The organism is Actinomadura meridiana (assembly GCF_039537545.1).
GTDB lineage: Bacteria > Actinomycetota > Actinomycetes > Streptosporangiales > Streptosporangiaceae > Spirillospora > Spirillospora meridiana.
Window position 1 is genome coordinate 238,007 of the sequence record NZ_BAABAS010000007.1, and the last position, 23,952, is coordinate 261,958.

At 69.5% G+C, this 23,952-nt stretch carries 30 protein-coding genes; 24 read left to right on the forward strand and 6 right to left on the reverse strand.

The window, feature by feature from the left end:
* Nucleotide 1 precedes the first annotated feature (1 nt).
* The 10 genes from rpsH to ABD808_RS19175 all read left to right on the forward strand — a co-directional run bounded on the left by rpsH (nt 2) and on the right by ABD808_RS19175 (nt 6,309).
* A complete protein-coding gene (rpsH, locus tag ABD808_RS19130) occupies nt 2-400 on the forward strand; it encodes a 30S ribosomal protein S8 (protein ID WP_344898486.1) in 399 nt (132 codons plus the stop codon).
* Between the two features lie 17 nt (nt 401-417).
* Nucleotides 418-954, forward strand: coding sequence for a 50S ribosomal protein L6 (rplF, locus tag ABD808_RS19135; protein WP_344898488.1), 537 nt, complete (start codon nt 418-420; stop codon nt 952-954).
* Nucleotides 955-1,012: 58 nt separating this feature from the next.
* Nucleotides 1,013-1,399 (forward strand): 50S ribosomal protein L18, encoded by a 387-nt coding sequence (rplR, locus tag ABD808_RS19140; protein WP_344898490.1) that lies wholly within the window; start codon nt 1,013-1,015, stop codon nt 1,397-1,399.
* A 34-nt stretch (nt 1,400-1,433) separates the two neighbouring features.
* On the forward strand, nt 1,434-2,054 hold the full coding sequence (gene rpsE, locus ABD808_RS19145) for a 30S ribosomal protein S5 (RefSeq protein WP_425548945.1): 621 nt from the start codon (nt 1,434-1,436) through the stop codon (nt 2,052-2,054).
* Nucleotides 2,051-2,233 (forward strand): 50S ribosomal protein L30, encoded by a 183-nt coding sequence (rpmD, locus tag ABD808_RS19150; protein WP_344898492.1) that lies wholly within the window; start codon nt 2,051-2,053, stop codon nt 2,231-2,233. The genes rpsE and rpmD overlap by 4 nt, the downstream gene beginning before the upstream one ends.
* Before the next feature lies 1 nt (nt 2,234).
* Complete coding sequence (gene rplO / locus ABD808_RS19155; RefSeq protein WP_344898494.1) at nt 2,235-2,726, forward strand: 50S ribosomal protein L15; 492 nt, start codon at nt 2,235-2,237, stop codon at nt 2,724-2,726.
* A 237-nt stretch (nt 2,727-2,963) separates the two neighbouring features.
* The gene (secY, locus tag ABD808_RS19160; protein WP_425548946.1) at nt 2,964-4,262 is read left to right on the forward strand and encodes a preprotein translocase subunit SecY; all 1,299 of its coding nucleotides are present in this window, start codon (nt 2,964-2,966) and stop codon (nt 4,260-4,262) included.
* Nucleotides 4,263-4,913, forward strand: coding sequence for an adenylate kinase (locus tag ABD808_RS19165; protein WP_344898496.1), 651 nt, complete (start codon nt 4,263-4,265; stop codon nt 4,911-4,913).
* Between the two features lie 77 nt (nt 4,914-4,990).
* On the forward strand, nt 4,991-5,821 hold the full coding sequence (gene map, locus ABD808_RS19170) for a type I methionyl aminopeptidase (protein ID WP_344898498.1): 831 nt from the start codon (nt 4,991-4,993) through the stop codon (nt 5,819-5,821).
* 44 nt (nt 5,822-5,865) lie between these two features.
* Nucleotides 5,866-6,309, forward strand: a complete 444-nt coding sequence (locus tag ABD808_RS19175; RefSeq protein ID WP_344898500.1) for a DUF1707 SHOCT-like domain-containing protein — start codon at nt 5,866-5,868, stop codon at nt 6,307-6,309.
* 29 nt (nt 6,310-6,338) lie between these two features.
* On the opposite strand, the gene ABD808_RS19180 is transcribed toward ABD808_RS19175, so the two are convergent.
* Nucleotides 6,339-7,154: a phosphodiesterase gene (locus tag ABD808_RS19180; protein ID WP_344898502.1), complete on the reverse strand. Its 816-nt coding sequence runs from the start codon at nt 7,152-7,154 to the stop codon at nt 6,339-6,341.
* Between the two features lie 194 nt (nt 7,155-7,348).
* Nucleotides 7,349-7,906 (reverse strand): hypothetical protein, encoded by a 558-nt coding sequence (locus tag ABD808_RS19185; RefSeq protein WP_344898505.1) that lies wholly within the window; start codon nt 7,904-7,906, stop codon nt 7,349-7,351.
* Between the two features lie 260 nt (nt 7,907-8,166).
* On the opposite strand from ABD808_RS19185, the gene infA reads away from it, so the two are divergent.
* From infA to truA, 8 genes are all read left to right on the forward strand, one after another.
* On the forward strand, nt 8,167-8,388 hold the full coding sequence (infA, locus tag ABD808_RS19190) for a translation initiation factor IF-1 (protein ID WP_018657567.1): 222 nt from the start codon (nt 8,167-8,169) through the stop codon (nt 8,386-8,388).
* A 74-nt stretch (nt 8,389-8,462) separates the two neighbouring features.
* Nucleotides 8,463-8,576 carry a 50S ribosomal protein L36 gene (rpmJ, locus tag ABD808_RS19195; RefSeq protein WP_131963138.1) on the forward strand — a complete coding sequence of 38 codons (114 nt, stop codon included), beginning with the start codon at nt 8,463-8,465 and terminating at the stop codon, nt 8,574-8,576.
* Nucleotides 8,577-8,764: 188 nt separating this feature from the next.
* Nucleotides 8,765-9,145: a 30S ribosomal protein S13 gene (rpsM, locus tag ABD808_RS19200; protein ID WP_344898510.1), complete on the forward strand. Its 381-nt coding sequence runs from the start codon at nt 8,765-8,767 to the stop codon at nt 9,143-9,145.
* 48 nt (nt 9,146-9,193) lie between these two features.
* Nucleotides 9,194-9,595, forward strand: coding sequence for a 30S ribosomal protein S11 (rpsK, locus tag ABD808_RS19205; RefSeq protein WP_344898512.1), 402 nt, complete (start codon nt 9,194-9,196; stop codon nt 9,593-9,595).
* 20 nt (nt 9,596-9,615) lie between these two features.
* Nucleotides 9,616-10,242 (forward strand): 30S ribosomal protein S4, encoded by a 627-nt coding sequence (gene rpsD / locus ABD808_RS19210; protein ID WP_344898515.1) that lies wholly within the window; start codon nt 9,616-9,618, stop codon nt 10,240-10,242.
* Nucleotides 10,243-10,346: 104 nt separating this feature from the next.
* Nucleotides 10,347-11,360: a DNA-directed RNA polymerase subunit alpha gene (locus tag ABD808_RS19215; RefSeq protein ID WP_344898517.1), complete on the forward strand. Its 1,014-nt coding sequence runs from the start codon at nt 10,347-10,349 to the stop codon at nt 11,358-11,360.
* 147 nt (nt 11,361-11,507) lie between these two features.
* Nucleotides 11,508-12,041, forward strand: coding sequence for a 50S ribosomal protein L17 (gene rplQ / locus ABD808_RS19220; protein ID WP_344898519.1), 534 nt, complete (start codon nt 11,508-11,510; stop codon nt 12,039-12,041).
* Nucleotides 12,042-12,303: 262 nt separating this feature from the next.
* Nucleotides 12,304-13,200, forward strand: coding sequence for a tRNA pseudouridine(38-40) synthase TruA (gene truA / locus ABD808_RS19225; RefSeq protein ID WP_344898521.1), 897 nt, complete (start codon nt 12,304-12,306; stop codon nt 13,198-13,200).
* A 3-nt stretch (nt 13,201-13,203) separates the two neighbouring features.
* Here truA and ABD808_RS19230 read toward each other — a convergent pair whose 3' ends face one another.
* The 3 genes from ABD808_RS19230 to ABD808_RS19240 form a co-directional block, all read right to left on the reverse strand.
* On the reverse strand, nt 13,204-14,682 hold the full coding sequence (locus tag ABD808_RS19230; RefSeq protein WP_344898523.1) for a hypothetical protein: 1,479 nt from the start codon (nt 14,680-14,682) through the stop codon (nt 13,204-13,206).
* A gap of 21 nt (nt 14,683-14,703) precedes the next feature.
* Nucleotides 14,704-15,855: a hypothetical protein gene (locus tag ABD808_RS19235; protein WP_344898525.1), complete on the reverse strand. Its 1,152-nt coding sequence runs from the start codon at nt 15,853-15,855 to the stop codon at nt 14,704-14,706.
* Between the two features lie 129 nt (nt 15,856-15,984).
* Nucleotides 15,985-16,728: a CAP domain-containing protein gene (locus ABD808_RS19240; protein WP_344898527.1), complete on the reverse strand. Its 744-nt coding sequence runs from the start codon at nt 16,726-16,728 to the stop codon at nt 15,985-15,987.
* A 649-nt stretch (nt 16,729-17,377) separates the two neighbouring features.
* Here ABD808_RS19240 and rplM point away from each other — a divergent pair.
* The 3 genes from rplM (at nt 17,378) to glmM (ending at nt 20,230) form a co-directional block, all read left to right on the forward strand.
* Complete coding sequence (gene rplM, locus ABD808_RS19245; protein WP_344898529.1) at nt 17,378-17,830, forward strand: 50S ribosomal protein L13; 453 nt, start codon at nt 17,378-17,380, stop codon at nt 17,828-17,830.
* A gap of 100 nt (nt 17,831-17,930) precedes the next feature.
* Nucleotides 17,931-18,446 (forward strand): 30S ribosomal protein S9, encoded by a 516-nt coding sequence (rpsI, locus tag ABD808_RS19250; protein WP_344898531.1) that lies wholly within the window; start codon nt 17,931-17,933, stop codon nt 18,444-18,446.
* A 440-nt stretch (nt 18,447-18,886) separates the two neighbouring features.
* The gene (gene glmM / locus ABD808_RS19255; protein WP_344898533.1) at nt 18,887-20,230 is read left to right on the forward strand and encodes a phosphoglucosamine mutase; all 1,344 of its coding nucleotides are present in this window, start codon (nt 18,887-18,889) and stop codon (nt 20,228-20,230) included.
* Here the strand turns inward: glmM and ABD808_RS19260 are convergent.
* A complete protein-coding gene (locus ABD808_RS19260) occupies nt 20,227-20,889 on the reverse strand; it encodes an HNH endonuclease family protein (protein WP_344898535.1) in 663 nt (220 codons plus the stop codon). The two genes, glmM and ABD808_RS19260, sit on opposite strands and share 4 nt — an antisense overlap.
* Before the next feature lie 110 nt (nt 20,890-20,999).
* Between ABD808_RS19260 and ABD808_RS19265 the strand changes: the two genes are divergently transcribed.
* The 3 genes from ABD808_RS19265 to ABD808_RS19275 all read left to right on the forward strand — a co-directional run bounded on the left by ABD808_RS19265 (nt 21,000) and on the right by ABD808_RS19275 (nt 23,868).
* Entirely contained in the window at nt 21,000-21,956 is a 957-nt protein-coding gene (locus ABD808_RS19265; protein WP_344898537.1) for a DUF389 domain-containing protein, read from the forward strand.
* A gap of 86 nt (nt 21,957-22,042) precedes the next feature.
* Nucleotides 22,043-22,993: an ABC transporter ATP-binding protein gene (locus ABD808_RS19270; protein ID WP_344898539.1), complete on the forward strand. Its 951-nt coding sequence runs from the start codon at nt 22,043-22,045 to the stop codon at nt 22,991-22,993.
* The gene (locus tag ABD808_RS19275) at nt 22,990-23,868 is read left to right on the forward strand and encodes an ABC transporter permease (RefSeq protein WP_344898541.1); all 879 of its coding nucleotides are present in this window, start codon (nt 22,990-22,992) and stop codon (nt 23,866-23,868) included. Before ABD808_RS19270 ends, ABD808_RS19275 begins: the two co-directional genes overlap by 4 nt.
* Nucleotides 23,869-23,952: the final 84 nt, after the last annotated feature.

Here is a 23,952-nt window from a genome sequence, read left to right on the forward strand (position 1 = left end):
CATGACGATGACCGACCCGATCGCAGACATGTTGACTCGTCTGCGGAACGCGAACTCGGCGTACCACGACTCCGTGCAGATGCCGTACTCGAAGATCAAGGCGCATATCGCCGAGATCCTCCAGCAGGAGGGCTACATCTCGGGCTGGACCGTGCAGGACGCCAAGGTCGGCAAGGACCTGCTGATCGAGCTGAAGTTCGGGCCGACGCGGGAGCGTTCGATCGCGGGCATCAAGCGCGTTTCGAAGCCGGGTCTGCGCGTGTACGCGAAGAAGGACAACCTGCCGCGGGTCCTCGGCGGCCTGGGCGTCGCGATCATCTCGACGTCCTCCGGCCTGATGACCGACCGGCAGGCGGGCAAGCGCGGCGTGGGCGGCGAAGTCCTCGCCTACGTCTGGTGAGGGGAGGGTTCTGACCGATGTCTCGAATTGGACGTAGTCCCATCACCGTGCCCGGCAATGTCGAGGTCACCCTCGATGGACGCGACGTCACCGTCAAGGGGCCGAAGGGCACGCTGTCGCTCACCGTGGCCGACCCGATCGAGGTCAGCCGGGACGAGGGCAAGATCGTCGTCACCCGGCCGAACGACGTCAACAAGGTGCGCGGCCTGCACGGGCTGACCCGGACGCTGATCAACAACATGGTCGTCGGCGTGACCGACGGCTACAAGAAGACCCTGGTCATCCAGGGCGTCGGTTACCGTGTGGTGGCCAAGGGCAAGAACCTGGAGTTCTCGCTCGGGTACAGCCACCCGATCACCGTGGAGCCCCCCGAGGGCATCTCGTTCACGGTGGAGCGCCCGACCCAGCTGGTCGTCGAGGGAATCGACAAGCAGAAGGTCGGCGAGGTCGCCGCCAACATCCGCAAGCTGCGTAAGCCCGACCCCTACAAGGGCAAGGGCGTGCGGTACGAAGGCGAGCAGATCCGCCGCAAGGTCGGAAAGGCCGGCAAGTGATGACGGCGAGCAGATCCGCCGCTGCGCTTCCGAATGTCGGAAAGGCTGGTAAGTGACCATGGCAGGCACGAAGACCCTCGCCCGCCGGGGCACGTCGGCGCGGACCAAGGCCCGCAGGCGCCGGCACATCCGGGTCCGCAAGAAGGTCGTCGGCACCGCCGAGCGTCCTCGCCTGGTCGTGACCCGCTCCACCCGGCACGTGTTCGTCCAGGTCATCGATGACGACAAGGGTCACACGCTGGCCTACGCGTCCACGATGGAGGCCGACCTGCGCGCCGACTCCGGCGACAAGACCGCCAAGTCCCGCAGGGTCGGCGAGCTCGTCGCCGAGCGGGCCAGGCAGGCCGGTGTCTCCGCGGTCGTGTTCGACCGCGGCGGCAACAAGTACCACGGCCGCATCGCCGCCGTCGCGGACGGTGCGCGCGAGGGGGGCCTCGAACTGTGAGCACCCCCGACAAGGTCAACGAGAGGAACCACTGATGGCAGCGCAGAGGCGTGGCGGCGGTCAGGGTGGCGACCGTCGCGACCGCCGCGACGACCGCCGCGGTGGCGCCGACAAGGGCCAGTCGTACATCGAGAAGGTCGTGGCGATCAACCGCGTCGCCAAGGTCGTCAAGGGCGGTCGGCGCTTCAGCTTCACCGCCCTGGTGATCGTCGGTGACGGCAACGGCACCGTCGGCGTCGGCTACGGCAAGGCCAAGGAGGTGCCCGCGGCGATCGCCAAGGGCGTCGAAGAGGCCAAGAAGCACTTCTTCAAGGTGCCGCGGATCCAGGGCACCATCCCGCACCTGGTGCAGGCGCGGGACGCGGCGGGCGAGGTCCTGCTGCGTCCGGCGAGCCCCGGTACCGGCGTGATCGCCGGTGGTCCGGTGCGTGCGGTGCTGGAGTGCGCCGGTATCCACGACGTGCTGAGCAAGTCGCTGGGCAGCGACAACGCGATCAACATCGTGCACGCGACGATCGCGGGTCTGAAGGCGCTGAAGCGTCCGGAGGAGATCGCGGCCAAGCGCGGCCTGCCGATCGAGGACGTGGCCCCCGCGGCGATGCTGCGGGCCCGCGCCGCGGGCAGCGAGCCGAGGGCGGAGGCGTCCGCGTCATGAGCCAGCTCAAGATCACTCAGACCAAGTCGGTGATCAGCGAGAAGCGGAACCAGCGTGAGACGCTGCGCACCCTCGGTCTGCGCAAGATCGGGCAGAGCGTGGTCCGCGAGGACCGCCCCGAGGTGCTCGGCATGATCCGGACGGTGGCGCACCTGGTCGCCGTCGAGGAGGTCGACTGACATGGCTGATCTCTCCAAAGACGCCCCCGAGGCGGCCGTCGAGAACGAGGGCACGCCGCTGAAGGTGCACGACCTGCGTCCGGCCCCGGGCGCGAACCGTCGCAAGGTCCGCAAGGGCCGCGGCGAGGCGTCCAAGGGCAAGACCGCGGGCCGCGGCACCAAGGGCACGAAGGCCCGCAGCACGGTCCGCATCGGGTTCGAGGGTGGCCAGATGCCGCTGGTGCGGCGGGTGCCGCAGCTGCGGGGCTTCAAGAACCGGAACCGGGTCGAGTACCAGGTCGTGAACCTGGACAAGCTCGCCGCGCTCTATCCCGAGGGCGGCGAGGTCACGGCGGACGATCTGGCGGCGAGGGGCGCGGTTCGCCGCGGCCGCCCGGTCAAGATCCTCGGCACCGGCGACATCTCCGTCGCGGTTCAGGTGAAAGCTCACGCTTTTTCCGGTTCCGCCAAGGAGAAGATCGCCGCCGCCGGTGGCACCACCGACGAGCTGTAAGAACAATCCGATGCGGGGGCCGCTCTCGCCCAGCGCCCGGGGCCGTAAGGCCGCCGGGGCGGGCGGGGCGGCCTCTCGCGCGTCGGCGCATCCCACATCTGCTGTTAGAGTCACTCCGGCGAAGGTGATCCGCGTGAGATTGCACACTCCGGCCTCACACCCGGTATCCTCCGCCCGAAATCATGGACTTCGAACCGGCCCTTCGGCGGCCACGAACCCGCCAGCCACGCAGGAGGAATGGTGCTAACCGCTTTCGCTCGGGCTTTCCGTACGCCTGACCTGCGTAAAAAGCTCCTTTTCACGTTGGCCATCATCGTTGTGTTCCGGTTGGGATCGATCATCCCGACGCCGAACGTCAACGTTGAGGTGCTGAAGAAGACCGCCGACGAGGCCAAGGACAGCAACCAGCTCTACGGCCTTGTCGACCTGTTCAGCGGCGGGGCGCTCCTGAAGCTGTCGATCTTCGCGCTGGGGATCATGCCGTACATCACGGCGAGCATCATCCTGCAGCTCCTCACGGTGGTGATCCCGCGACTTGAGGCCCTGAAGAAGGAGGGCCAGTCCGGCACCACGAAGATCACGCAGTACACCCGTTACCTGACGGTCGGATTGGCGATCCTCCAGGCGACCGGCATCGTCGCGATGGCGAGCACCGGTCAGCTCTTCCAGGGGATCTCCGGCAGCGGCGACGTCCTGTACAAGACGGACCTTTTCTCGATCATCGTGATGGTCGGCTGCATGGTGGCGGGCACGACCGTGATCATGTGGCTGGGCGAGCTGATCACCGACCGCGGCGTCGGGAACGGCATGTCGATCCTGATCTTCACGCAGGTCGTCGCGGTCTTCCCCGCCCAGTTCTGGAGCATCTACAAGGCCAAGAACGGCTTCGTCTTCGCGGTCGTGATCCTCGTCGGCCTGGCGATCATGGCCGGTGTCGTGTTCGTCGAGCAGGCGCAGCGCCGCATCCCCGTCCAGTACGCCAAGCGCATGGTCGGCCGCCGCATGTACGGCGGGACGTCGACCTACATCCCGCTGAAGGTGAACCAGGCCGGCATCATCCCGATCATCTTCGCGTCGTCGCTGCTCTACCTGCCCGTACTGGCGACCCAGCTGTGGCCCAACACCAAGTGGCTGCAGAAGGTCCAGCCGTACCTCCAGCAGGACAACGCCTGGCACATGGCGATCTTCTTCGTCTTCATCATCTTCTTCACCTACTTCTACGTGGCGATCACCTTCAACCCCACTGAAGTAGCCGACAACATGAAGAAGTATGGTGGGTTCATCCCAGGTATCCGTCCTGGTCGGCCGACCGCCGAGTACCTCGACTTCGTGCTGACCCGGATCACCACACCCGGTGCGCTCTACCTGGGGCTCGTGTCGCTGATCCCCATGGTCGCGTTCGCACTCCTGAACGCGAGCCAGGACTTCCCCTTCGGCGGGACGAGCATCCTCATCATCGTCGGCGTCGGACTGGATACCGTGAAGCAGATCGAGAGTCAGCTCCAGCAGCGCAACTACGAGGGCTTCCTCCGATAGATGCGCATCGTCCTGGTGGGCCCCCCGGGTGCGGGCAAGGGGACACAGGCCCAGTTCATCGCATCGCATCTGTCCATCCCGAAGATCTCGACAGGTGACATCTTCCGCGCCAACGTGAGCGGCGGCACCGAGCTCGGCCGGCAGGCCAAGCAGTACATGGACCGCGGCGATCTCGTCCCCGACGAGGTCACCATCGCGATGGTGCGCGACCGGCTCGGCGAGGACGACGCGGGCGACGGGTTCCTGCTGGACGGGTTCCCGCGCAACGTCCCCCAGGCGGAGACGCTGAAGAAGATCCTCGCCGAGTGGGACGCGCGGCTCGACATCGTCCTGGAGCTGGTCGTAGACGAGGACGAGGTCGTCCGGCGGTTGTCGGGCCGCCGGACCTGCGACAAGTGCGGTCGGATCTGGCACGTCGACTTCGACGACAAGCAGGACGACATCTGCGACGACTGCGGCGGGCACCTGTTCCAGCGCGATGACGACAAGAAAGAGGTCGTCATGCACCGCCTGGAGGTGTACAAGCACGACACGGCGCCGCTGGTGCAGTTCTACGCCGACGAGCACATCCTCGTCGGCATCGACGCGACCGGCCCGGTCGAAGACGTCACCAAACGCGCCCTGACCGCGCTGCGGCCGCTGGAGAAGTAACGGGCCCGCTCGACGGGCTCGCCGGAGAAGTGTCGGGCCCGCCAGTGACTGGCGGGCCCTTCTCGGTCAGGGGAGAGATGTTCAGACGGCACAGGCCCGCCATCCAGGTCAAGACCGCCGAGCAGGTCGAGCTGATGCGCGCGGCGGGGCTGCTGGTCGGCCGGACGCTGGAGCTGCTGCGGGACGCGGTGAAGCCCGGCGTCACCACGCTCGACCTGGACGCGCTCGCCGAACAGCACATCCGCGACAACGGCGGCGTCCCGTCCTTCAAGGGCTACTACGGGTTCACCGGGACGATCTGCGCGTCCGTCAACGAGGAGGTCGTGCACGGCATCCCGCGGGCCGGGAAGGTCCTGCGGGACGGCGACGTCATCTCCGTCGACTGCGGCGCGATCGTCGAGGGCTGGCACGGCGACGCGGCGATCACCGTGCCCGTCGGGGAGATCTCCGCGGAGCGGCAACGGCTCCTGGAGGTCACCGAAGCGTCCCTGTGGCGCGGTCTCGCGGCCGGAGTCGCCGGAGCCAGGCTCACCGACATGTCGCACGCGATCGAGGCTCACATTCGCTCTGAGGGCGCCTACGGCATCGTCGAGGGGTACGGAGGCCACGGCATCGGCACCGAGATGCACATGGACCCGCTCATTCCGAACCACGGCGCGGCCGGGCACGGGCCCGTCCTCGAGGTGGGGATGTGCTTCGCCGTCGAGCCGATGGTCAACCTCGGCACCAAGGAGACCGTCGAGCTGGACGACGGCTGGACGGTCGTCACCGTCGACGGCCGCGCGTCGGCGCACTTCGAGCACACGTTCGCGGTGACGGAGGACGGCCCCCGCGTGCTGACCGCCCTGGATGAGGGCGAGGCATGGCTCACCAGGCTCGGCGTCGGCCAGAATGGAACGGAGACCTGAGACCTCGTCCTGACGAGCGGGGGGTCCTGACGAGCGGAGGAACGATGGCGCCGAACCCTGATCTGCGGGCCTCGGACGCCGACCGCGACCGTGCGGCGGCCAGCCTGCGCGAGCACTGCGCCGAGGGCCGGATCACGATGGACGAGCTCCAGGAGCGCCTGGAGACCGTGTACGCGGCGAAGACCCTGGGGCAGCTCCAGGAGGTCACCGCCGATCTTCCGGAAGAAGACCTGTACCAGCTACCCGTCCCGGCCACGCAGGCGAAGAGCACCGCGTCTCCCGCGCGGCGGCCGTCGGGCGGTCTCGACGTGCAGCGGATGCGCGCGATGTGGGGCGCGTGGGGCGTCGTCAGCGCGATCAACCTCGCGATCTGGCTGGTCCTGCTGGTGCAGGGGTCGGGCGACGTCTACCCGTGGTGGATCTGGGTGGCGGGCCCGTGGGGCGTGATCCTGCTCGCCCGGACGATCTTCGGCGACCGGCGCGGCTGACCGGCCGTCGCCCGCCTACCGCGCTCGGCTCATTCCGCGTCCATCAGCGGGCGGTAGTTCCCGGTCGGCGCGAAGTGCGTGGTGACCGAGCCGTCCTCGCCGACGACGTGGACGGCGAACCCGGCGGGCTCCCCGGTGTAGGCCGCGCGGCCCTGCGAGGACAGGTCCAGGTACAGCTGCCGGTACGTGCTCGGGCACGTGGTGGAGACGGTCCCCGCGAGCGACCCGACCGACGCGCGGTGCACATGCCCGGAGATCACCCGCACCACCTGCGGGTGCCGTGAGATCACCGACGCGAACCCGGTCGGGTCGACGAAGCGCAGGTCGTCGATGAACCGCATCCCGGTCCGGTACGGCGGATGGTGCGTCGCGATGATCGTCGGGACGTCGGGGGAGGCGGCGAGCGTCCGGTCGAGCCACGCGAGGCGTTCCTCGTTCATGTGGCCGTGGGCGTGCCCGTCCACGGTGGTGTCGCAGCAGACGAGCCGCACGCCCGCCACGTCGACGGCGTACTGCACGGGGGCGCGCGGACTGACGCCCGTCTCGGCCACCACGGCGTGGTCGTCGAAGACCTTGCGCATCTCGTCCCGGTCGTCGTGGTTGCCGCACATCGGGTACACGGCCATGGGCAGCGGCGACAGCAGCGCGTGCAGCCGGGCGTACTCGGCGGGTCTGCCGCCGTCGGCGAGGTCGCCGGTGATGACCACGGCGTCGGGCCGCGCGGGCAGCGACAGCAGGCTCGACACGGCCGCCCGCAGCGCGCGCACCGGGCCCGAGCCGTCGTCCACCTCGCCGTCCCGACCGGCCGCCAGGTGGACATCGCTCAGCTGCGCGATGATCGCCATCGATCCTCCCCCTTGCCCAAGCACATCACGGACCTCGGTTCAGGCGCCGCCCCGGAACCGCGCCGGGACGATCTTCGCGCCCGGCCGCCCGCACTGTCGACTCGGGGACCACGGGCGTGCGCTCCGCTCCGCACCGGTCACGCAGGGGCACGGCCGCGGGCGCCGCGCCCTCACCGGCCGCGGCCGCCGTGCCCTCACGCGACGTGCGGGATCACCAGGGAGAGCGCGGAGGTGACCTCCTCGGCCGCGGGCGCGACGTCGGGCACGACGTCACGGAGCGCGAGCCATCCGTTGATCGCCTGGACGGTCGGCTTGGCCTCCACGAGCTGCGGGTCGTCCAGGCCGTACCAGGCGGCGACCTTGGACCAGCGCCACAGCCGGTGGCCCGCGGTGGACATCTCCGAGGACGGGAACCCGGCGGCGCCGCGCGCCCCGGTGATCGCGTGCCGGACGGAGTCGAGCGAGCGCCCGACCCGCTCGGCGATGTCGCGGATCGTCAGCAGCGGATCGGCCTCGACCCGCAGCACGTGCACGTCGGGCGCGCTGCCCTCCACATGCCCCACCACCTCCATGATCGCGGCGGCGAGGGTCGGGCCGGCCCAGGTGCAGGAGGCGTTTCCGGCGCGGTCGGCGTGCTGGGGCTCGCTGATGATCGACACCGTGACGGCGCCGTGCGTGCGGTCGAACAGGGGATCCAGCTCGTCCTCATAGAGGGGACGGCTGAGGATCAGCGCGAAGTCATAGCTCGGCATGCTGATCCTCCTCGAACGTATCTCTCCTGGAAAGGTACAACGGGCGAGCGATGTATGCTGGTGTCGGGAGCGGTCTCCGGACTCGTGTCATGCGCTGATTTCGCGTCGGACGCCCGGTTGACGTACACTCCCTAGTCGGCCCTTCGCCGACCGCCTGATTCCCCTTCCTGACGCCTCTCGCGTCGCGGTGTGGATTGCGGTCGATTCTCCTCCGGGAGCCGGGCCGAGTCCAATGAGCCGATCAGCGAAGCGCGGAGGACATGCCCAAGAAAGAAGGGGCCATCGAGATCGAGGGCACCGTCATCGAGTCCCTCCCGAACGCCATGTTCCGGGTGGAGCTCGACAACGGGCACAAGGTGCTCGCCCACATCAGCGGCAAGATGCGGATGCACTACATCCGGATCCTGCCGGACGACCGCGTCGTTGTGGAGCTGAGCCCCTACGACCTCACGCGCGGTCGGATCGTCTACCGCTACAAGTGAACCAGTCACTCCCACTGGGGTTGCCTTCCTCGCGCGTGGCTGCGCGGGGGTGACCCTGATCCCTAGGAGACCCAGTGAAGGTCAAGCCGAGCGTCAAGAAGATCTGCAAGAACTGCCGGATCATCCGGCGGCACGGCCGGGTCATGGTCATCTGCTCTGACCCGCGCCACAAGCAGCGCCAGGGCTGACGCCCTCGCGTCGCGCGACAAGCGCATCGCCTCCCTCGCGCAGGTAGCCGTACGCCCGTTCGTCGGGTCGTACGGCACAGGCGTGTAGGGGACCACCCCCGGATCGACGGAGGCCGGGGCCGCCACCCGGGCAGGGTGTTCGCGGAAACGATGCGTCCATACCTCCGGCAACGAAGGGAACTGCCCACATGGCACGCCTCCTCGGCGTCGACCTCCCGCGCGAAAAGCGCCTGGAGGTCGCTCTCACCTACATCTTCGGCATCGGCCGGACGCGGGCGCTGGAGACCCTCGCGGGTACCAGCATCAGCGGCGACGTGCGGGTGCACCAGCTCGGCGACGACGAGATGGTCAGGCTCCGCGACTGGATCGAGGCGAACTACAAGATCGAGGGTGATCTTCGCCGCGAGGTCCAGGCGGACATCAACCGCAAGAAAGAGATCGGCTGCTACCAGGGCATCCGGCACCGCCGCGGTCTTCCCGTGCACGGTCAGCGCACGCAGACCAACGCGCGCACCCGCAAGGGCAAGAAGAAGACCGTGGCCGGCAAGAAGAAGGCCGGCAAGAAGTAGTCCGGAGTCGTTCCTCCGGATCGATGACCTCACGAGTAGAGAGAGCAGATGCCTCCTAAGAGCCGTGTCGGCGCCAAGAAGGTGCGCCGCAAGGAAAAGAAGAACATCGCCCACGGGCACGCTCACATCAAGAGCACGTTCAACAACACGATCGTCTCGATCACCGACCCCAACGGCAACGTGATCTCCTGGGCCTCGTCGGGCCACGTCGGCTTCAAGGGCTCCCGCAAGTCCACGCCGTACGCCGCGCAGCAGGCCGCCGAGGCCGCCGCCCGGCGCGCGATGGAGCACGGGATGCGCAAGGTCGACGTCTTCGTGAAGGGCCCGGGCTCGGGCCGCGAGACCGCCATCCGGTCGCTCCAGGCGACCGGCCTGGAGGTGGGCTCGATCCAGGACGTCACGCCCGTTCCGCACAACGGCTGCCGCCCGCCCAAGCGTCGCCGGGTCTGAGGCAGGGGAGATCTAGAACAATGGCTCGTTACACCGGTGCGGACTGCAAGCTCTGCCGCCGCGAGAAGATGAAGCTGTTCCTCAAGGGCAGCAAGTGCGAGGGCCCGAAGTGCCCGATCGAGATCCGTCCCTACCCGCCGGGTGAGCACGGACGCGGTCGGCCGAAGGAGACCGAGTACCTGCTCCAGCTTCGCGAGAAGCAGAAGGCGCGGCGCATCTACGGCGTCCTGGAGCGGCAGTTCCACAACTACTACGTCGAGGCGAACCGCCAGCAGGGCAAGACGGGCGAGAACATGCTCGCCCTCCTGGAGCGGCGGCTCGACAACGTGGTCTACCGCGCGGGCTTCGCCAAGTCCCGCGACATGGCCCGTCAGCTGATCCGGCACGGCCACATCAGGGTCAACGGCCGCAAGGTCAACATCCCGTCGGCCCTGGTCGGCGAGTCCGACATCGTCGACGTGAAGCCGAAGTCCCTGGAGATGGTCCCGTTCCAGGTGGCCAAGGCCGAGGTCGGCGACCGTCCCGTCCCGGCGTGGCTCGGGGTGGACGGTGAGAAGATGCGGGTCTTCGTGCACTCGATGCCGGTCCGGCAGCAGATCGACGCTCCCATCCAGGAGCAGCTCATCGTCGAGTACTACTCGAAGTAAGCGCTCGACACGGCCCGCCGGAGTCCCACGTGGGATTCCGGCGGGACGGGGAAGACTCACACACGCGGTAGTCAAATAGCGGGCACCGCGGAAAGAAGGCACCCATGCTCATTGCTCAGCGCCCGACTCTCACCGAAGAGCAGGTCGACGAGTACCGGTCGCGGTTCACCATCGAGCCGCTGGAGCCGGGCTTCGGCTACACGATCGGCAACTCGCTGCGTCGTACCCTGCTCTCCTCGATTCCCGGTGCGGCCGTCACCAGCATCCGCATCGAGGGCGTCCTGCACGAGTTCTCCACCGTGCCCGGGGTCAAGGAAGATGTCACCGACATCATCCTGAACCTCAAGGAGCTCGTCGTCTCGTCCGAGCACGACGAGCCCGTCGTCATGTACCTGCGCAAGCAGGGCCCGGGCGAGGTCACCGCGGCCGACATCGCGCCGCCCGCGGGCGTCGAGGTGCACAACCCCGACCTGCACATCGCCACGCTGAACAACAAGGCCAAGCTGGAGATGGAGCTGACGGTCGAGCGCGGCCGCGGCTACGTCTCCGCCGCGCAGAACAAGCAGCCGGGCCAGGAGATCGGCCGGATCCCGATCGACTCCATCTACTCGCCCGTGCTGAAGGTCACCTACAAGGTCGAGGCGACCCGAGTCGAGCAGCGCACCGACTTCGACCGCCTCATCCTGGACGTGGAGACCAAGCAGGCGATGCTGCCCCGCGACGCGGTCGCGTCCGCGGGCAAGACCCTCGTCGAGCTGTTCGGGCTGGCCCGGGAGCTCAACGTCGAGGCCGAGGGCATCGACATGGGCCCGTCCCCGACGGACGCGGCGCTCGCCGCCGACCTGGCCCTGCCGATCGAGGAGCTGAACCTCACGGTCCGCTCCTACAACTGCCTGAAGCGCGAGGGCATCCACTCGGTGGGCGAGCTCGTCGCCCGCTCCGAGCAGGACCTGCTCGACATCCGCAACTTCGGCGCCAAGTCGATCGAAGAGGTCAAGCAGAAGCTCAACGACATGGGCCTGTCGCTGAAGGACTCCCCGCCCGGGTTCGACCCGAGCGCGGCGGCCGACTCCTACAACGACGACGACCAGAGCTACGCCGAGACCGAGCAGTACTGAGTACCGAGCGGTACTGAAGAACGAGCGGTACTGACGACCGAGCAGTACCGACAACCCGATCCGCGGCGGCCGGGGGCGCGTCCCCCGGCCGTGCGCGGACCCAGCTGACACCGGTACCTGACACGGCCGGTGCAGGAAGGAACAGCAATGCCCAAGCCCACCAAGGGCGCCCGCCTCGGCAGCGGTCCCGCGCACCAGCGCCTCATGCTGGCGAACCTCGCGACCGCGCTGTTCGAGCACGGCCGCATCACCACCACCGAGGCCAAGGCCCGCCGCGTCCGCCCCCTGGCGGAGAAGCTGATCACCAAGGCCAAGAAGGGCGACCTCCACAACCGTCGCCTCGTGGCCCGGACGATCCGCGACAAGGGCGTCGTGCACGCTCTCTTCACCGAGATCGCGCCGCACTTCGAGAACCGGCCCGGCGGCTACACCCGCATCACCAAGATCGGCCCCCGCAAGGGGGACGCCGCGCCGATGGCCGTGATCGAGCTGGTGCAGGAGGAGATGTCCTCCTCCGTCTCGACCGCCAAGGCCGCCCCGGCCACGGCCGTCGAGGACACCGCGCCCGTCGATGACGTGACCGACGACGTGACCGACGCTGAGGAGACCGAGGCGGACGAGACCGCCACGGACGCCAAGGCCGAGGCCGACGCCGAGGACGGCGACGACGACGCGAAGTGACCTGATGGTCGCCAGGGTGCTCCCCGCGCACGCGGGGTGATCCACTCCCTTGGCCGTTCCATTAATGGTCTAGGCCGACATGATGGATTGGGCCCGCCGTTCGATTCGGGACGGCGGGCCTTCATCTTTGCCAGACTTGCTTCCATGGTCATGTCAGGGGAGCGACGGGTCGCCGGGGAGCAGGTCAAGGACAGTCCGTTGAGCGGGTCGGCTCATCGGGAGAGGAACACCGCCAGTGGTGCAGCAGGACAGCTCGGCTGACATGACCGCTTTGGTACGTCTTCGGCTCGACATCTCCTATGACGGGTCGGGTTTCGCGGGATGGGCGCGGCAACCGAACCAGCGGACCGTCCAGGGGGTCATCGAGGACGCGCTGGCCCGCATGCTGCGCCTCGATCCGCCGCCCATGCTCACCGTCGCCGGACGGACGGACGCCGGCGTCCACGCACGCGGGCAGGTCGCCCACCTGGTCGTTCCCGTCGCCGCCTACTCGGCGATCAACGGGACGATGCCGCGCCGGCTCGCCGGGCTGCTGCCGCCGGACGTGCGGGTGTGGCGCGTGTCGATCGCGCCGGAGGGTTTCGACGCCCGGTTCTCCGCCCTGTTCCGCCGCTACGTGTACCGGGTGTGCGACAACCCGTTCGGGGTGGAGCCGCTGCGCCGTCACGACGTCCTGTGGCATCCGCGTCCGCTGAACCTGGCCCGGATGAACGAGGCCGCCCGGCTGTTGGTCGGCGAGCAGGATTTCGCCGCGTACTGCCGGAAGCGCGAGGGCGCGACGACGATCCGGGAGCTGCTGCGTTACGAGTGGGTCCGCGACGACAACGACCCGCACCTGGCGCTCGCGACCGTGCAGGCGGACGCCTTCTGCCATTCGATGGTCCGGGCGCTCGTCGGGGCGCTGCTGATGGTGGGGGACGGGCGCCGCGAGGTGGAATGGCCCGCCGAGGTGCTGGCGGCCCGCGTCCGCGACTCGGGGGTGACCGTCGTCCCCGCGCACGGGCTGTCGCTGGAGGAGATCCGTTACCCGGACGACGACAGCCTGGCCAGGCGCGCGCAGGAGACGCGGCGCGTCCGGACGCTGAACGCGGCCGCCGCCGTGGAAGCGGCGGAGGCCGCGGAAGCAGCGGAGGCGTCGTCCCGGCAGGAGACGCCCTAGCGGTCAGCCTCCGGCGCGGGCCACGATCGGGCGCAGGTCGTAGTCCAGGAACTGCTGGGCGGCCTGCTTGATGGTGGCGTCACCGGGCTCGGCCTTCTTGCCGTTCGCCCACTGCACGTAGGCGTAGGCGACGTACCGTCCGCGCACCGTGGCCGCCGCGTAGCCGCCCGCCTGGTCGAGGTCGGGGGCGTGCTTGCCGCCGAGACCGCGGAACCATTCGTACTTGGCGGGGTTCCCGGCCTTGCTGATCGTGAGCGCGGCCTCCTTCGTCGGCATCACCGCGATGCCGGACGTGACGGCCAGCTTGCTGGCCCGGTCGATGTACGTGGCGCGGACGATCTTGCGGCACTGTTCGCGCTGGAGCGCCTTGAGCATGGCGCCCCGGGCGGCGTACGACACGTCGCGGTTGAGGGACCAGCGTTCGCGGGAGTAGGTCCGTCCGCCGAGGCTGATGGTCTCGGTGGGGAAGATGTCGTGGAACGCGAGGTCCTGGGTGTCGGTCTTCTCGTTCGTGATGTCCACGGGCGCGGCCGGTGCGGCGGGCGGCGGCGTGGACCGCGTCGCGGCGGGCGACTCGGCGACCTTCCCGTTCCCGTCCTTCTTGCCGGAGTCCGACCCGCCGATGGTGAACAGGCCGATGGCGGCGGCGAGGATGACGGCCGCGCCCCCGCCGACCAGCAGGATCCTGCGTTTGCTGCCGCCTCCGCCGCCGCGCTGGACACGCGGGTGGGGCGGCGTGTCGGTCGGCGGCATGCCGGGCTGCTGCTCGGCGACGACGGTGCCGTCGGCCGCGGTGGTGGGGAACGGCCCGCTGCCGGTGGGGGGCGTGAAGCCGGGGGGCAGGATCGCGTCCGGGACGAGCACGGGCGCGAGGGTCGCGGAGGTGGCGTCCTCCGCATCCTTGGCCTTCTGGAACGCGGAGGGCGCCTCGGATTGGCCCACGACGGTCTCCTTCACTACGGGTGCGTCCTCCTCCGGGCGGACGGCGGGGATGCCGTCCGGGTCGGTGTCGCCGGATGACGGGGGACGCTTGACGATCGGCTTCGCGGGCACGGCCCGGCGGGAGTCGACTCTGGGGACGCCCACCCCGGCGACGAGCGTCCCGGGCGGGGCGGCGGCGGACGCCTCCGGCTCGCTTGGACGGTCGTCGGCGGTGTCGGCGCCGAAGACTAGTTCGTCGTCCCCTGCCGAGGGCTCGGCGGGAGGCTCGGCCGAGGAGTTGGCTGGCGGCTCGGCCGGGGGTTCGGCGGCGTTGGACGCGTCGTCCCCGGCGGGCGGGGCCGTGTCGGCGGACTCGGCCGCCCACCAGGGGGCCTCCAGACCGAACGCGGGCGCGGTGAAGGGGGTGGGGACCGTGTCGGCGGCGGACGGCTCTTCCACCGGGGAGGTCGAGCCGCCGAAGCTGGGCGGCGCGGACTGGGCGGGGACGTCCGACGTCCCCGCCGCGTCGGCGGAATCCCGGGTTTCTCTAGGTCCAGACATAGGCGTGGAGGGCATTCGGAGTCACTTTTGGAGGGGCTTGCCTTCGGTTTCCCGGTAGTGCAGGGCCAGCGCCAGGTTGCTGCCCTTCACCAGTTGGGTACCGAAGACGCGGACGGCCGCATGGTACTTCTTGGCGATCCTCTTGCCGTCCGGCCGCTGCACCCACGTCATCACCAGGTAGTGGCCGCGCGCCTGGGAGGTGCCGAGGGCCTCGCCCTTGCCGTTGGTCTTGGAGACGCCCGTGCCGGGCAGCGCGACGAGGAAGGCGTCCTTGTCTGCGGCGGCCTTGACGGCGAGCTGGACCGCGGCCTCGTTCTCCAGGTTGAACACGCCGACGGTCCCGATGAGGGATCCGCTGGTGAGCGCGTAGGTGGCGCGCAGCGCCTGCGTGCAGCCGCCCTTCTTGAGGGCCTTGTCCAGCTTCGCCCCGCCGACGACGGAGGTGCAGCCCTTCTTCGCGCTCGCTGCGGTCCGTACGTACTTGTGCTTGCCCGAGGTGAACTTCCCGTTGCCGAAGACCTCCTTGAGCGTCAGCGGCTTCGGGTCGGTGGTGCGACTCTGGAGCTTCACCGGCGCCAGGACGGGCTGTGTCGGGCTCGGTGTCGTCGACGGCTGCTCGGACGCCGCCGGGGGCGGCTTCTTCGCGTTCCCCGAGTCGGAGTCGTCCTTCAGCACCGAGGACAGCGCGACGCCGCCGCCGATGAGCAGGAGCCCGGCGACGGCCGCGCCGCCGATGACGAGCGGCAGGTTGCGGCGCCGCTCGGTGGGGGGCGTTCCGCCGGACGGTGCCGGATAGCCGTCGTCCGGCCCGAAGTCGCCCGGACCGAAGGGGTCGGTGCCCTGGCCGCTACCGGACTGCCCCGGAGGGAAGGAGGCGTTCGAGCGTCCGGCGACGGGCTCGTCCGCCCACGCCGTGTTCTGGTCGGTCGTTCCGCCGAAGGGGTCGTTGCCGTAGTTCCCGGCACCGAACTGGTCGTCGCCGTACTGCTGAGCGCCGTACTGCTCAGCACCGAAGGGCGCTGTGCCGGGGCCCTCGTCGCGTGGCGCGAAGGGGGCTTCGTCGTTGTCGTGGCCGTACGGTGCCGCTTCGGCTCCGGGTCCGTACGGCGTGTGCGGCGGCTGCTGTTGAGGGGGCCAGCCGCCGGGCCTGCCTTGATCGCCCGGATAACCCATGGCTTGGACCTTACCGTTCCTCGTTCAGGGCTCTGGACCTTCGAGACACCCACCATGACATGGGGGTGAACCGGGCGCCGGTGGTTTCACGAAGATCATGAGCCGCGACCAGACCTGATCAGGTGACGATCATTTCCAGCCGAAGTCCTGTGTCCAGAGGGGACCACCGGAGCCGGCGGCCCTGCCGACGCCGATGGCGCGCAGACCGCAGTTCAGGATGTTCGCGCGGTGCCCCGGGCTGTCCATCCATCCCTTCATGACGGCCGCGGCGGTGGCGTAGCCCTTCGCGATGTTCTCGGCGCCGGGGCTGGTGTATCCGGCGTCCTCCATCCGCTTCCACGGGCTGTCGCCGTTGCGGGACGTGTGGTCGAAGTAGTTCTTGGCCGCCATGTCGGCGGAGTGCCTGCGCGCGGCGGTGGCGAGCCGCTCGTCGACGCGCAGCGGCTTGCAACCGGCCTTGGCGCGCTCGGAGTTGGTGAGCGACACGACCGCCGCCTCGGTGCTGGACGAGCCACCCGATCCGCCGGACGGTTCGTCGTCGCCCGACGCGCCGCCGCTTGTCGTGGACGGCTTCTCGGTCTCGGACGGCTTTTCCGGCGTCTTTCCGGGTGCGCGCATCGGCTTCAACGACGGCGGGGGCGCGTCCGTCGCCTTCGGGGTGCCGCTGGCGGCGGGTGTATCGCCGTCTTCGGTGCCCGTCCCGGTTCTGGTGGACGTCTCTGTCTGTGGTCCGGGCGGTGTGGCTTCGGACGACCGTGCTTCGGGACCGGACGCGGAGGTCTGCTCCGACCCCGGCAGCAGGAGGCGGTCGATCGCGACGCCGGTGCCGAGGGCGAGGACGGACGCGGTGACGGCCACCACGATGCCCGTCACGCTTTTCGCTCTGGATTTGCCGCGAGTGGGTCGCGACCGTCGGCCACCACCGCCGGGCGGTGGGCCGGTGCGCGGAGTGGCCCGTCGAGGGCCGCTCGCGACGAGTTCGTCTGGGCGGGGGGACATGCCGCGCCGCCCGGTGCGCCCGGGCTGGGGGCGTCCGGCGGAATCACCTGGTCTGCGGGGAGTGGACAGCGGGGGCTCCCGGGTGCGGGTCGGCACACGCCGACGTGGACCGGTCGCCCGGCACGATATCCCGCTATACACCCCGTGTTACGAAGATCGTCCAAAAAAGATCTATTGGGCTACTCCGGGTAATGTGGGTGGTGCTGAGTGTTCCGGCCGGGCACTGAGGGGCGGCGGTCGCCGTTCGTTTTGACCCTTGCGCGCGGCGCAGAGTATCCTGCCTGTTTGTTGTGTGCGTCGAAGGCCTGCGGCCGGAGTCGGCGCTATGACGAGTCGGTGTGCCCCTGATAGTGCCCGCGTCCAACGGCGTGGGCGTCGGTTCTGGGCCCCCGGCATCCCGGAGCGCCAGGTCGGACGATCCACTGATCGGCGCGAGCAGGATTCCGCTTGACGGCGCTCGCCCACACGGGCGGGCGAGGATCGAAACCGCTGGTAAGTCGACGAGAAACGAAGGCCTACGACCGTGCGCACGTACACCCCTAAGCCCGCTGACGTCCAGCGTCAGTGGTACGTCATCGACGCGACCGATGTCGTGCTGGGCCGTCTCGCCAGTCAGGTCGCGCAGCTGCTTCGGGGCAAGCACAAGCCCATCTACGCGCCGCACCTCGACACCGGTGACTTCGTCGTCATCGTGAACGCCGACAAGGTGGCGCTGTCCGGCAACAAGCTGGAGCAGAAGCGTGCCTACCGGCACTCCGGCTACCCGGGCGGTCTGCGCTCGGTGACCTACGGCGACCTGCTCGCCAAGCACCCCGAGCGGGCCGTCGAGAAGGCGATCAAGGGCATGCTGCCCAAGAACACCCTCGGCCGGAAGATGTTCGGCAAGGTGAAGGTCTACGCCGGGCCGGACCACCCGCACCAGGCGCAGAAGCCGGTCCCGTTCGAGATCACCCAGGTCAGCCAGATCCAGAAGTGACGCCCGCGCACGGCCCGTCCGTGCGCACCAGGAAACAGCGGCCGCCGGGGCACCCGCGAGACGGGTCAGCCGCCCCGGCCAGAACACCCCAAGGAGAACCGTGGACGAGACCACCGAGCCGAGCACCGAGCCGGCCGCCGAACTCGACTCGTACGAGGACGCGCCGTCCGAGTACAGCACCGAGACCCCCGAGGCCGCGGGCGAGGGCCTCCTCGGCCAGCCCGTCGCGACCGGCCCCGCCGCGGGCACCGGCCGCCGCAAGCAGGCCATCGCGCGCGTCCGCATCGTCCCCGGCACCGGCAAGTGGAAGATCAACGGCCGGACCCTGGACCAGTACTTCCCGAACAAGGTCCACCAGCAGATCGTGAACGAGCCGTTCGTCCTGCTGAGCCTTGAGGGCCAGTTCGACGTCCTCGCCCGCGTGAGCGGCGGCGGCACCACCGGCCAGGCGGGCGCGCTCCGCCTCGGCATCTCCCGCGCCCTCCAGTTCAGCAACATCGAACACCGCCCCGCCCTCAAGAAGGCCGGCTTCCTGACCCGCGACGCCCGCGTCCCGGAACGCAAGAAGGCAGGCCTCAAGAAGGCCCGCAAGGCGCCGCAGTACAGCAAGCGTTAATACCAGGGGGCTGTGTTTGCCCAGGGGGGCGACCCCCTGGAACCCCCGTCAACGACGCAGGCGATCCTCACGACGTGTTGCGGTTTCCGTGCCTGTCACGGTTCTGCGGCGTCGCTGCGGTCGCCTGCGTCGTCGCGTTGCGCCGCGCGACGCGCGATTGTGGTTGGGTCTTGTGGGCGTGGTGGGGTGTTTGTCACATGGTTGTGGGTGGGGGCTTGTTCGTATGGCGGGGTGTTATTCGGGCAAGGGGCGTAGGTGGTGTGCGTGCATTGTCCGTGTGGGGGGTTGTGGTTTCGGCCTAGGGTTGGGGGCCAAGAGAGGGACGCGGCTCGTCTAAGTCGTTTTTGTGTGGTTCTGGGGTGTGGGCGGGTAGACGGGTTGGTGCCCACTAGATTTGACCGGGCGGGGTGGCGGTCTTTCTTCGTATTGGGAGTGAAATAGTGGCTCGTCTGTTCGGGACTGACGGTGTGCGTGGGCTCGCCAACCGGGATCTGACCGCTCCGCTCGCCATGGACCTGTCCGTCGCGGCGGCGCGGGTGCTGGGTGAGCAGGGGGCGTTCCGGGGGCACCGTCCGCTGGCGGTGGTGGGGCGTGACCCGCGGGCCTCCGGTGAGTTCCTGGAGGCGGCCGTCGTCGCGGGGCTCGCGAGTTCGGGGGTGGACGTGCTGCGGCTCGGCGTCCTGCCGACGCCCGCCGTCGCGTACCTGACGCACGCGCTGGACGCCGACCTCGGGGTGATGCTGTCGGCGTCGCACAACCCGGCTCCGGACAACGGGATCAAGTTCTTCGACCGCAGCGGCTACAAGCTTCCCGACGAGCTGGAGGACCGCGTCGAGGCGCGGCTCGGCAAGCTGTGGGATCCGCCGACCGGGGCGGGGGTCGGACGAGTTCGTGACGCGCACGGCGCCGTCGAGCAGTATGTGGCGCATCTGCTGTCTACGCTGCCGGTGTCGCTGGACGGTCTGCGCGTCGTGGTCGACTGCGCGAACGGCGCGTCCAGCGATGTGGCACCCGAGGCGTTGCGGCGGGCCGGGGCCGAGGTGTTCACGATCGGGACCGCGCCGGACGGCCTGAACATCAACGCGGGCTGCGGGTCCACGCATCTTGAGGCGTTGCAGAACGCGGTCCAGGAGCATGGTGCCGATGTCGGAATCGCCAATGACGGTGACGCCGATCGGTGTCTGGCCGTCACCGCGTCCGGGGACGTCGTGGACGGTGACCAGATCATGGCGATCCTGGCCCTCGACCTGCGGGAGGCGGGTCTGCTGGCCGCCGACACCGTCGTCGCGACCGTCATGTCGAACCTGGGGTTCAAGCTCGCGATGCGGGACGCCGGGATCGACGTGGTGGAGACCGCGGTCGGCGACCGGTACGTCCTGGAGGCGATGAAGGACGGCGGGTTCGGTTTCGGCGGCGAGCAGTCCGGGCACGTGATCATGCTGGACCACGCGACGACCGGCGACGGCGTCCTGACCGGTCTGCACTTGGCCGCCGCGATGGTGCGGCGGGGTCAGCCGCTGGACGAGTTGACGAAGGTGATGACGCGCCTGCCGCAGGTGCTCATCAACGTCAGGGACGTCGACAAGACCCGCGCGAACGCATCGCCGGAGCTGGCGATGGCCGTCTCCACGGCGGAGGCCGACCTCGGCGACACGGGACGGGTGCTGATCCGGCCGAGCGGCACCGAGCCGATGGTGCGCGTGATGGTCGAGGCGGAGTCGGAGGACCAGGCGCAGTCGGTCGCCGAGCACCTCGCGGGCGTCGTGCGGAGCGCACTCGGCTAGCAGCGTCCGAGGAAGGTCTGGAGGGCGTCGTGGTCGGCGCGGGTGACCGGAAGTGAGTACTTCTTCGCGACGGCTATGTACTTGCCTGCGTAGGAGCACTGGAAAGCCTTCTGCGGTTTCCATTCGCCTGGGCCGGAGTCGCTCTTCTGGCGGTTGGGGACGCCCCACACGGCCAGCAGGTTGGAGTGGTCGTTCGCGAACCGTTCCCGCTGGTCCTCGCTCCAGCGGGACGCGCCCATCCGCCAGGCGAGGGCGAGCGGGTAGACGTGGTCGATCTGCACCTCGGCGGCGTCCTTCTTGGCGAAGGTGATGTCCTTGCCGCTGTAGGGGTCGTGGAGGCGACCGGACAGCACGACGCACCGGCCCTTCCTCGCGACCGCCGTCAGGTCGCGGGCGAGGACGTCGTTTCGTTGGTCGCAGCCGTTGTGGTCGGTGTCCTTCCAGCGCGTCCCGAACTTGTCGCGCTTGTAGCCGGTGCCTTTGCCCTCGGGGGCGATCCGGAGCGCGGACAGGTCGGCGTGCTGGGTTCCGGTGCTCGTCGCGGTCGGGCGGCCGGTCTCGGAGAGGCCGACGTCGCCCTCGCAGGCGGCCGTCAGCAGCGGGGCGGTGAGGAGCAGGGCCGCCGCGGTTGTCCGTCTCGCCGCGGTCGTCCGGGTCATGACCTCACCATCCTTGTTTCTTGCTTTATTTCCGAAATTGGACGGACGACAGCGTAAGGGGTGGGTGTCCCGGACGACGTACCTCCCTTGTTTGCGGCACGATGTGGCGCGTGTTGCATCTGAGAGCGATCGTCCCGGCGGACCGCACCGACGCGGTCTGCGAGGTGCTGGCTGACTGCGCCGGGGCCACCAACGTCGTGGTGATCGACAACGCGGCCCGGTCACCGCGCGGCGACCTGGTGACCAGCGACATCGCCCGCGAGTCCGCCAACGAGGTCCTGGACGCGCTGCGCGCGCTCGGCGTCGACCAGGACGGGTCGATCGCGCTCGACAAGGTCGACCTGACGCTGTCGGACCGCGCCGAGGAGGCCAAGGACCGGGCGCCCGGCCACGGCGACGACGCCGTCGTCTGGGAGGAGCTGGACCGGCAGGTCAGCGAGGGCACGGACCTCACCTGGTCGTTCGTGGCGTTCCTCGCGCTCGCCACGCAGCTGGCGGGGATCGCGGCGCTGATCGACTCGCCGGTCCTGGTGGTCGGCGCGATGGTGCTCGGGCCGGAGTTCGGCGCCGTCGCGGCGGTCTGCTACGGGCTCGTCCGGTGGCAGCCGAGACGCATCGCGCGGGCGGCGCGGGCGCTGGCCGTGGGGTTCGCCGCCGCGATCGTGATCACCTATGTGTGCGCGCTGGTCAGCCGGTGGATCGGCGTGATCGAGCTGGACCGGCTGCCGGAGCAGCGTCCGCTGACCGCGTTCATCTACAGCCCGGACCGCTGGTCGTTCATCGTCGCGCTGCTCGCCGGGGCCGCCGGGGTGCTGTCGCTCACCGCGGGCAAGTCGTCGGCCCTGGTCGGAGTCTTCATCTCCGTCACGACCGTGCCCGCCGCGGGGAACCTCGCGGTCGCGCTGGCGCTCGAACACGGCAGCGAGATCAGCGGGTCGCTGCTCCAGCTCGGGGTCAACTTCCTCGGAATGATCATCGCCGGGTCGCTGACGCTGGTCGTCCAGCGCGCGGTATGGAAGGCCGTCCTCCGCGGGCAGGGCAGAAGGTTCGCCCGGGGACGTACTTAGGTAGATCCGAAATCTGGCCGAACGGCCGATGCACATCGCCCTTCAGACTGACGTGCCCGGCCGCGCGGACCACTAGTTTCGTAGACATGCCGATCATCGCCACCCAGGGGCTGACGATGAGGTTCCCCCGGGTGACCGCCCTGGACGACCTCTCCGTGGCCGTCGAGCCGGGCGTCGTCGGGCTGGTCGGCGCCAACGGCGCCGGCAAGTCGACGCTCATCAAGATCCTGCTCGGCCTGCTGCCCCCGTCCTCCGGGACCGCGACCGTGCTGGGCCTCGACATCGCCCGCGACGGGCTGCGGATCCGGGAGAGCGTCGGGTTCATGCCCGAATACGAATGCCTGCCCCCGGACGTGTCCGCGACCGAGTTCGTCGTGCACATGGCCAGGATGTGCGGGCTTCCGCCGACCGCGGCCCGCGAACGCGCCGCCGACACGCTCCGGCATGTCGGCCTGTACGAGGAGCGCTACCGTCCCATCGGCGGCTACTCCACCGGGATGCGCCAGCGGGTGAAGCTCGCGCAGGCCCTCGTCCACGACCCGAAGCTCGTGTTCCTGGACGAGCCCACCAACGGCCTCGACCCGGCCGGACGCGACGAGATGCTCGACCTGATCCGCCGCATCGGCGCCGAGTTCGGGATCAGCGTGCTCGTCACGTCCCACCTGCTGGGCGAGCTGGAACGGGTCTGCGACCACGTCGTCATCATCGACGGCGGGAAGCTGCTGCGCTCCCAGGCCGTCGAGGCGTACACGACCGTCAGCGGCGTCCTCACCGTGGAGGTGGACGAGGGCCGCGACCGGCTCGGGCAACTCCTCACCGAGCAGGGCGCTGCCGCGCATCCGGAGGGCCGGTTCCTCGTCGTCGACATCGCCGGTGAGACGACCTACGACCTGATCCGCGACGGCGTCGCCGACCTCGGGCTGCGGCTGATCCGGATGGAGCAGCGCCGCCACCACATCGAGGAGGTCTTCCAGACCGAGCCCGCCGCCCCGGGGCCGCACGGTGTGGGAGCCGTCCCGCAGGAGGTGACGCGATGACGACGAGCACGATCCACGACATCGGCTACCGGCACTACGACGGGCGCCGCAACGGCCGCGCCTACGTCATGCGGTCCCTGTTCGTGCACAACCTGCGCGCCGCGTTCGGCCTCGGCCGCCCCGCCCGCGCCAAGATCATGCCGTTCGCGGTGGCGGCGCTGATGCTGCTGCCCGCCGCCGGGTCCGTCGCCGCGTTCACCTTCACCAAGGAGGAGGACGCGCTGATCCCGTACTCGGGCTACGCGAGCCTGATGCAGGTCATCGTGGCGATCTTCCTGGCCACCCAGGCGCCGGTGCTGGCGTCGCGGGAGCTGCGCTTCCACGTCATCCCGCTGTACTTCTCGCGGCCCGTCGGGCATTTCGACTACGTCCTGGCGAAGGCCGCGGCGATGGCGACCGCGCTGTTCGCGCTGATGGCGGTGCCCGTCACCGTCCTGTACGTCGGCGGCCTGGTCGCCAAGGCGCCCGACTCGGGCCAGCAGCTGCTGGAGTACCTCGGCGGCCTCGTCGGCTGCGTGCTGTACGCGCTGGTCCTCGCCGCGATCGGGATGGTGGTCGCCGCGTTCACCCCGCGCCGCGGCTTCGGGGTCGCCGCCGTCATCGCCGCCTACATGATCCCGACGGCGATCGCGACCGCCGTCCAGGGCATCGCCGAGGCGGAGACGAACTTCACCCTCCAGGGCTGGATGGGGCTGCTGGCGCCGTTCAACCTGGTCGACATCGTCCAGGTCCGGCTGCTCGGCGCGGAGTCGTCCTCCATCGGGATCGCGCCCGGCATCACCGGCGGCGTGGTCGCGCTTGCGGTGTGCGCCGTCATCGTCCTCGGCTCGATCGCGGTGCTCTACCGCAGGTTCCGGAAGGCAGGCCTCTCATGACCGAGCGAAGCGAGACGGGGGGTGTGGGGGGTCGTCCCCCCACAGGAGATGGGGCTGAGCGAAGCGAGACGGGGGGTGTGGGGG

What these genes read in the sequence shown, in the direction of transcription:
- rpsH (WP_344898486.1), top strand. Translation starts at nt 2, where the DNA reads ATGACGATGACCGACCCGATCGCAGACATGTTGACTCGTCTGCGGAAC.
- rplF (WP_344898488.1), top strand. Translation starts at nt 418, where the DNA reads ATGTCTCGAATTGGACGTAGTCCCATCACCGTGCCCGGCAATGTCGAG.
- rplR (WP_344898490.1), top strand. Translation starts at nt 1,013, where the DNA reads ATGGCAGGCACGAAGACCCTCGCCCGCCGGGGCACGTCGGCGCGGACC.
- rpsE (WP_425548945.1), top strand. Translation starts at nt 1,434, where the DNA reads ATGGCAGCGCAGAGGCGTGGCGGCGGTCAGGGTGGCGACCGTCGCGAC.
- rpmD (WP_344898492.1), top strand. Translation starts at nt 2,051, where the DNA reads ATGAGCCAGCTCAAGATCACTCAGACCAAGTCGGTGATCAGCGAGAAG.
- rplO (WP_344898494.1), top strand. Translation starts at nt 2,235, where the DNA reads ATGGCTGATCTCTCCAAAGACGCCCCCGAGGCGGCCGTCGAGAACGAG.
- secY (WP_425548946.1), top strand. Translation starts at nt 2,964, where the DNA reads ATGGTGCTAACCGCTTTCGCTCGGGCTTTCCGTACGCCTGACCTGCGT.
- ABD808_RS19165 (WP_344898496.1), top strand. Translation starts at nt 4,263, where the DNA reads ATGCGCATCGTCCTGGTGGGCCCCCCGGGTGCGGGCAAGGGGACACAG.
- map (WP_344898498.1), top strand. Translation starts at nt 4,991, where the DNA reads ATGTTCAGACGGCACAGGCCCGCCATCCAGGTCAAGACCGCCGAGCAG.
- ABD808_RS19175 (WP_344898500.1), top strand. Translation starts at nt 5,866, where the DNA reads ATGGCGCCGAACCCTGATCTGCGGGCCTCGGACGCCGACCGCGACCGT.
- ABD808_RS19180 (WP_344898502.1), bottom strand. Translation starts at nt 7,154, where the DNA reads ATGGCGATCATCGCGCAGCTGAGCGATGTCCACCTGGCGGCCGGTCGG.
- ABD808_RS19185 (WP_344898505.1), bottom strand. Translation starts at nt 7,906, where the DNA reads ATGCCGAGCTATGACTTCGCGCTGATCCTCAGCCGTCCCCTCTATGAG.
- infA (WP_018657567.1), top strand. Translation starts at nt 8,167, where the DNA reads ATGCCCAAGAAAGAAGGGGCCATCGAGATCGAGGGCACCGTCATCGAG.
- rpsM (WP_344898510.1), top strand. Translation starts at nt 8,765, where the DNA reads ATGGCACGCCTCCTCGGCGTCGACCTCCCGCGCGAAAAGCGCCTGGAG.
- rpsK (WP_344898512.1), top strand. Translation starts at nt 9,194, where the DNA reads ATGCCTCCTAAGAGCCGTGTCGGCGCCAAGAAGGTGCGCCGCAAGGAA.
- rpsD (WP_344898515.1), top strand. Translation starts at nt 9,616, where the DNA reads ATGGCTCGTTACACCGGTGCGGACTGCAAGCTCTGCCGCCGCGAGAAG.
- ABD808_RS19215 (WP_344898517.1), top strand. Translation starts at nt 10,347, where the DNA reads ATGCTCATTGCTCAGCGCCCGACTCTCACCGAAGAGCAGGTCGACGAG.
- rplQ (WP_344898519.1), top strand. Translation starts at nt 11,508, where the DNA reads ATGCCCAAGCCCACCAAGGGCGCCCGCCTCGGCAGCGGTCCCGCGCAC.
- truA (WP_344898521.1), top strand. Translation starts at nt 12,304, where the DNA reads ATGACCGCTTTGGTACGTCTTCGGCTCGACATCTCCTATGACGGGTCG.
- ABD808_RS19230 (WP_344898523.1), bottom strand. Translation starts at nt 14,682, where the DNA reads ATGTCTGGACCTAGAGAAACCCGGGATTCCGCCGACGCGGCGGGGACG.
- ABD808_RS19235 (WP_344898525.1), bottom strand. Translation starts at nt 15,855, where the DNA reads ATGGGTTATCCGGGCGATCAAGGCAGGCCCGGCGGCTGGCCCCCTCAA.
- ABD808_RS19260 (WP_344898535.1), bottom strand. Translation starts at nt 20,889, where the DNA reads ATGACCCGGACGACCGCGGCGAGACGGACAACCGCGGCGGCCCTGCTC.
- ABD808_RS19270 (WP_344898539.1), top strand. Translation starts at nt 22,043, where the DNA reads ATGCCGATCATCGCCACCCAGGGGCTGACGATGAGGTTCCCCCGGGTG.
- ABD808_RS19275 (WP_344898541.1), top strand. Translation starts at nt 22,990, where the DNA reads ATGACGACGAGCACGATCCACGACATCGGCTACCGGCACTACGACGGG.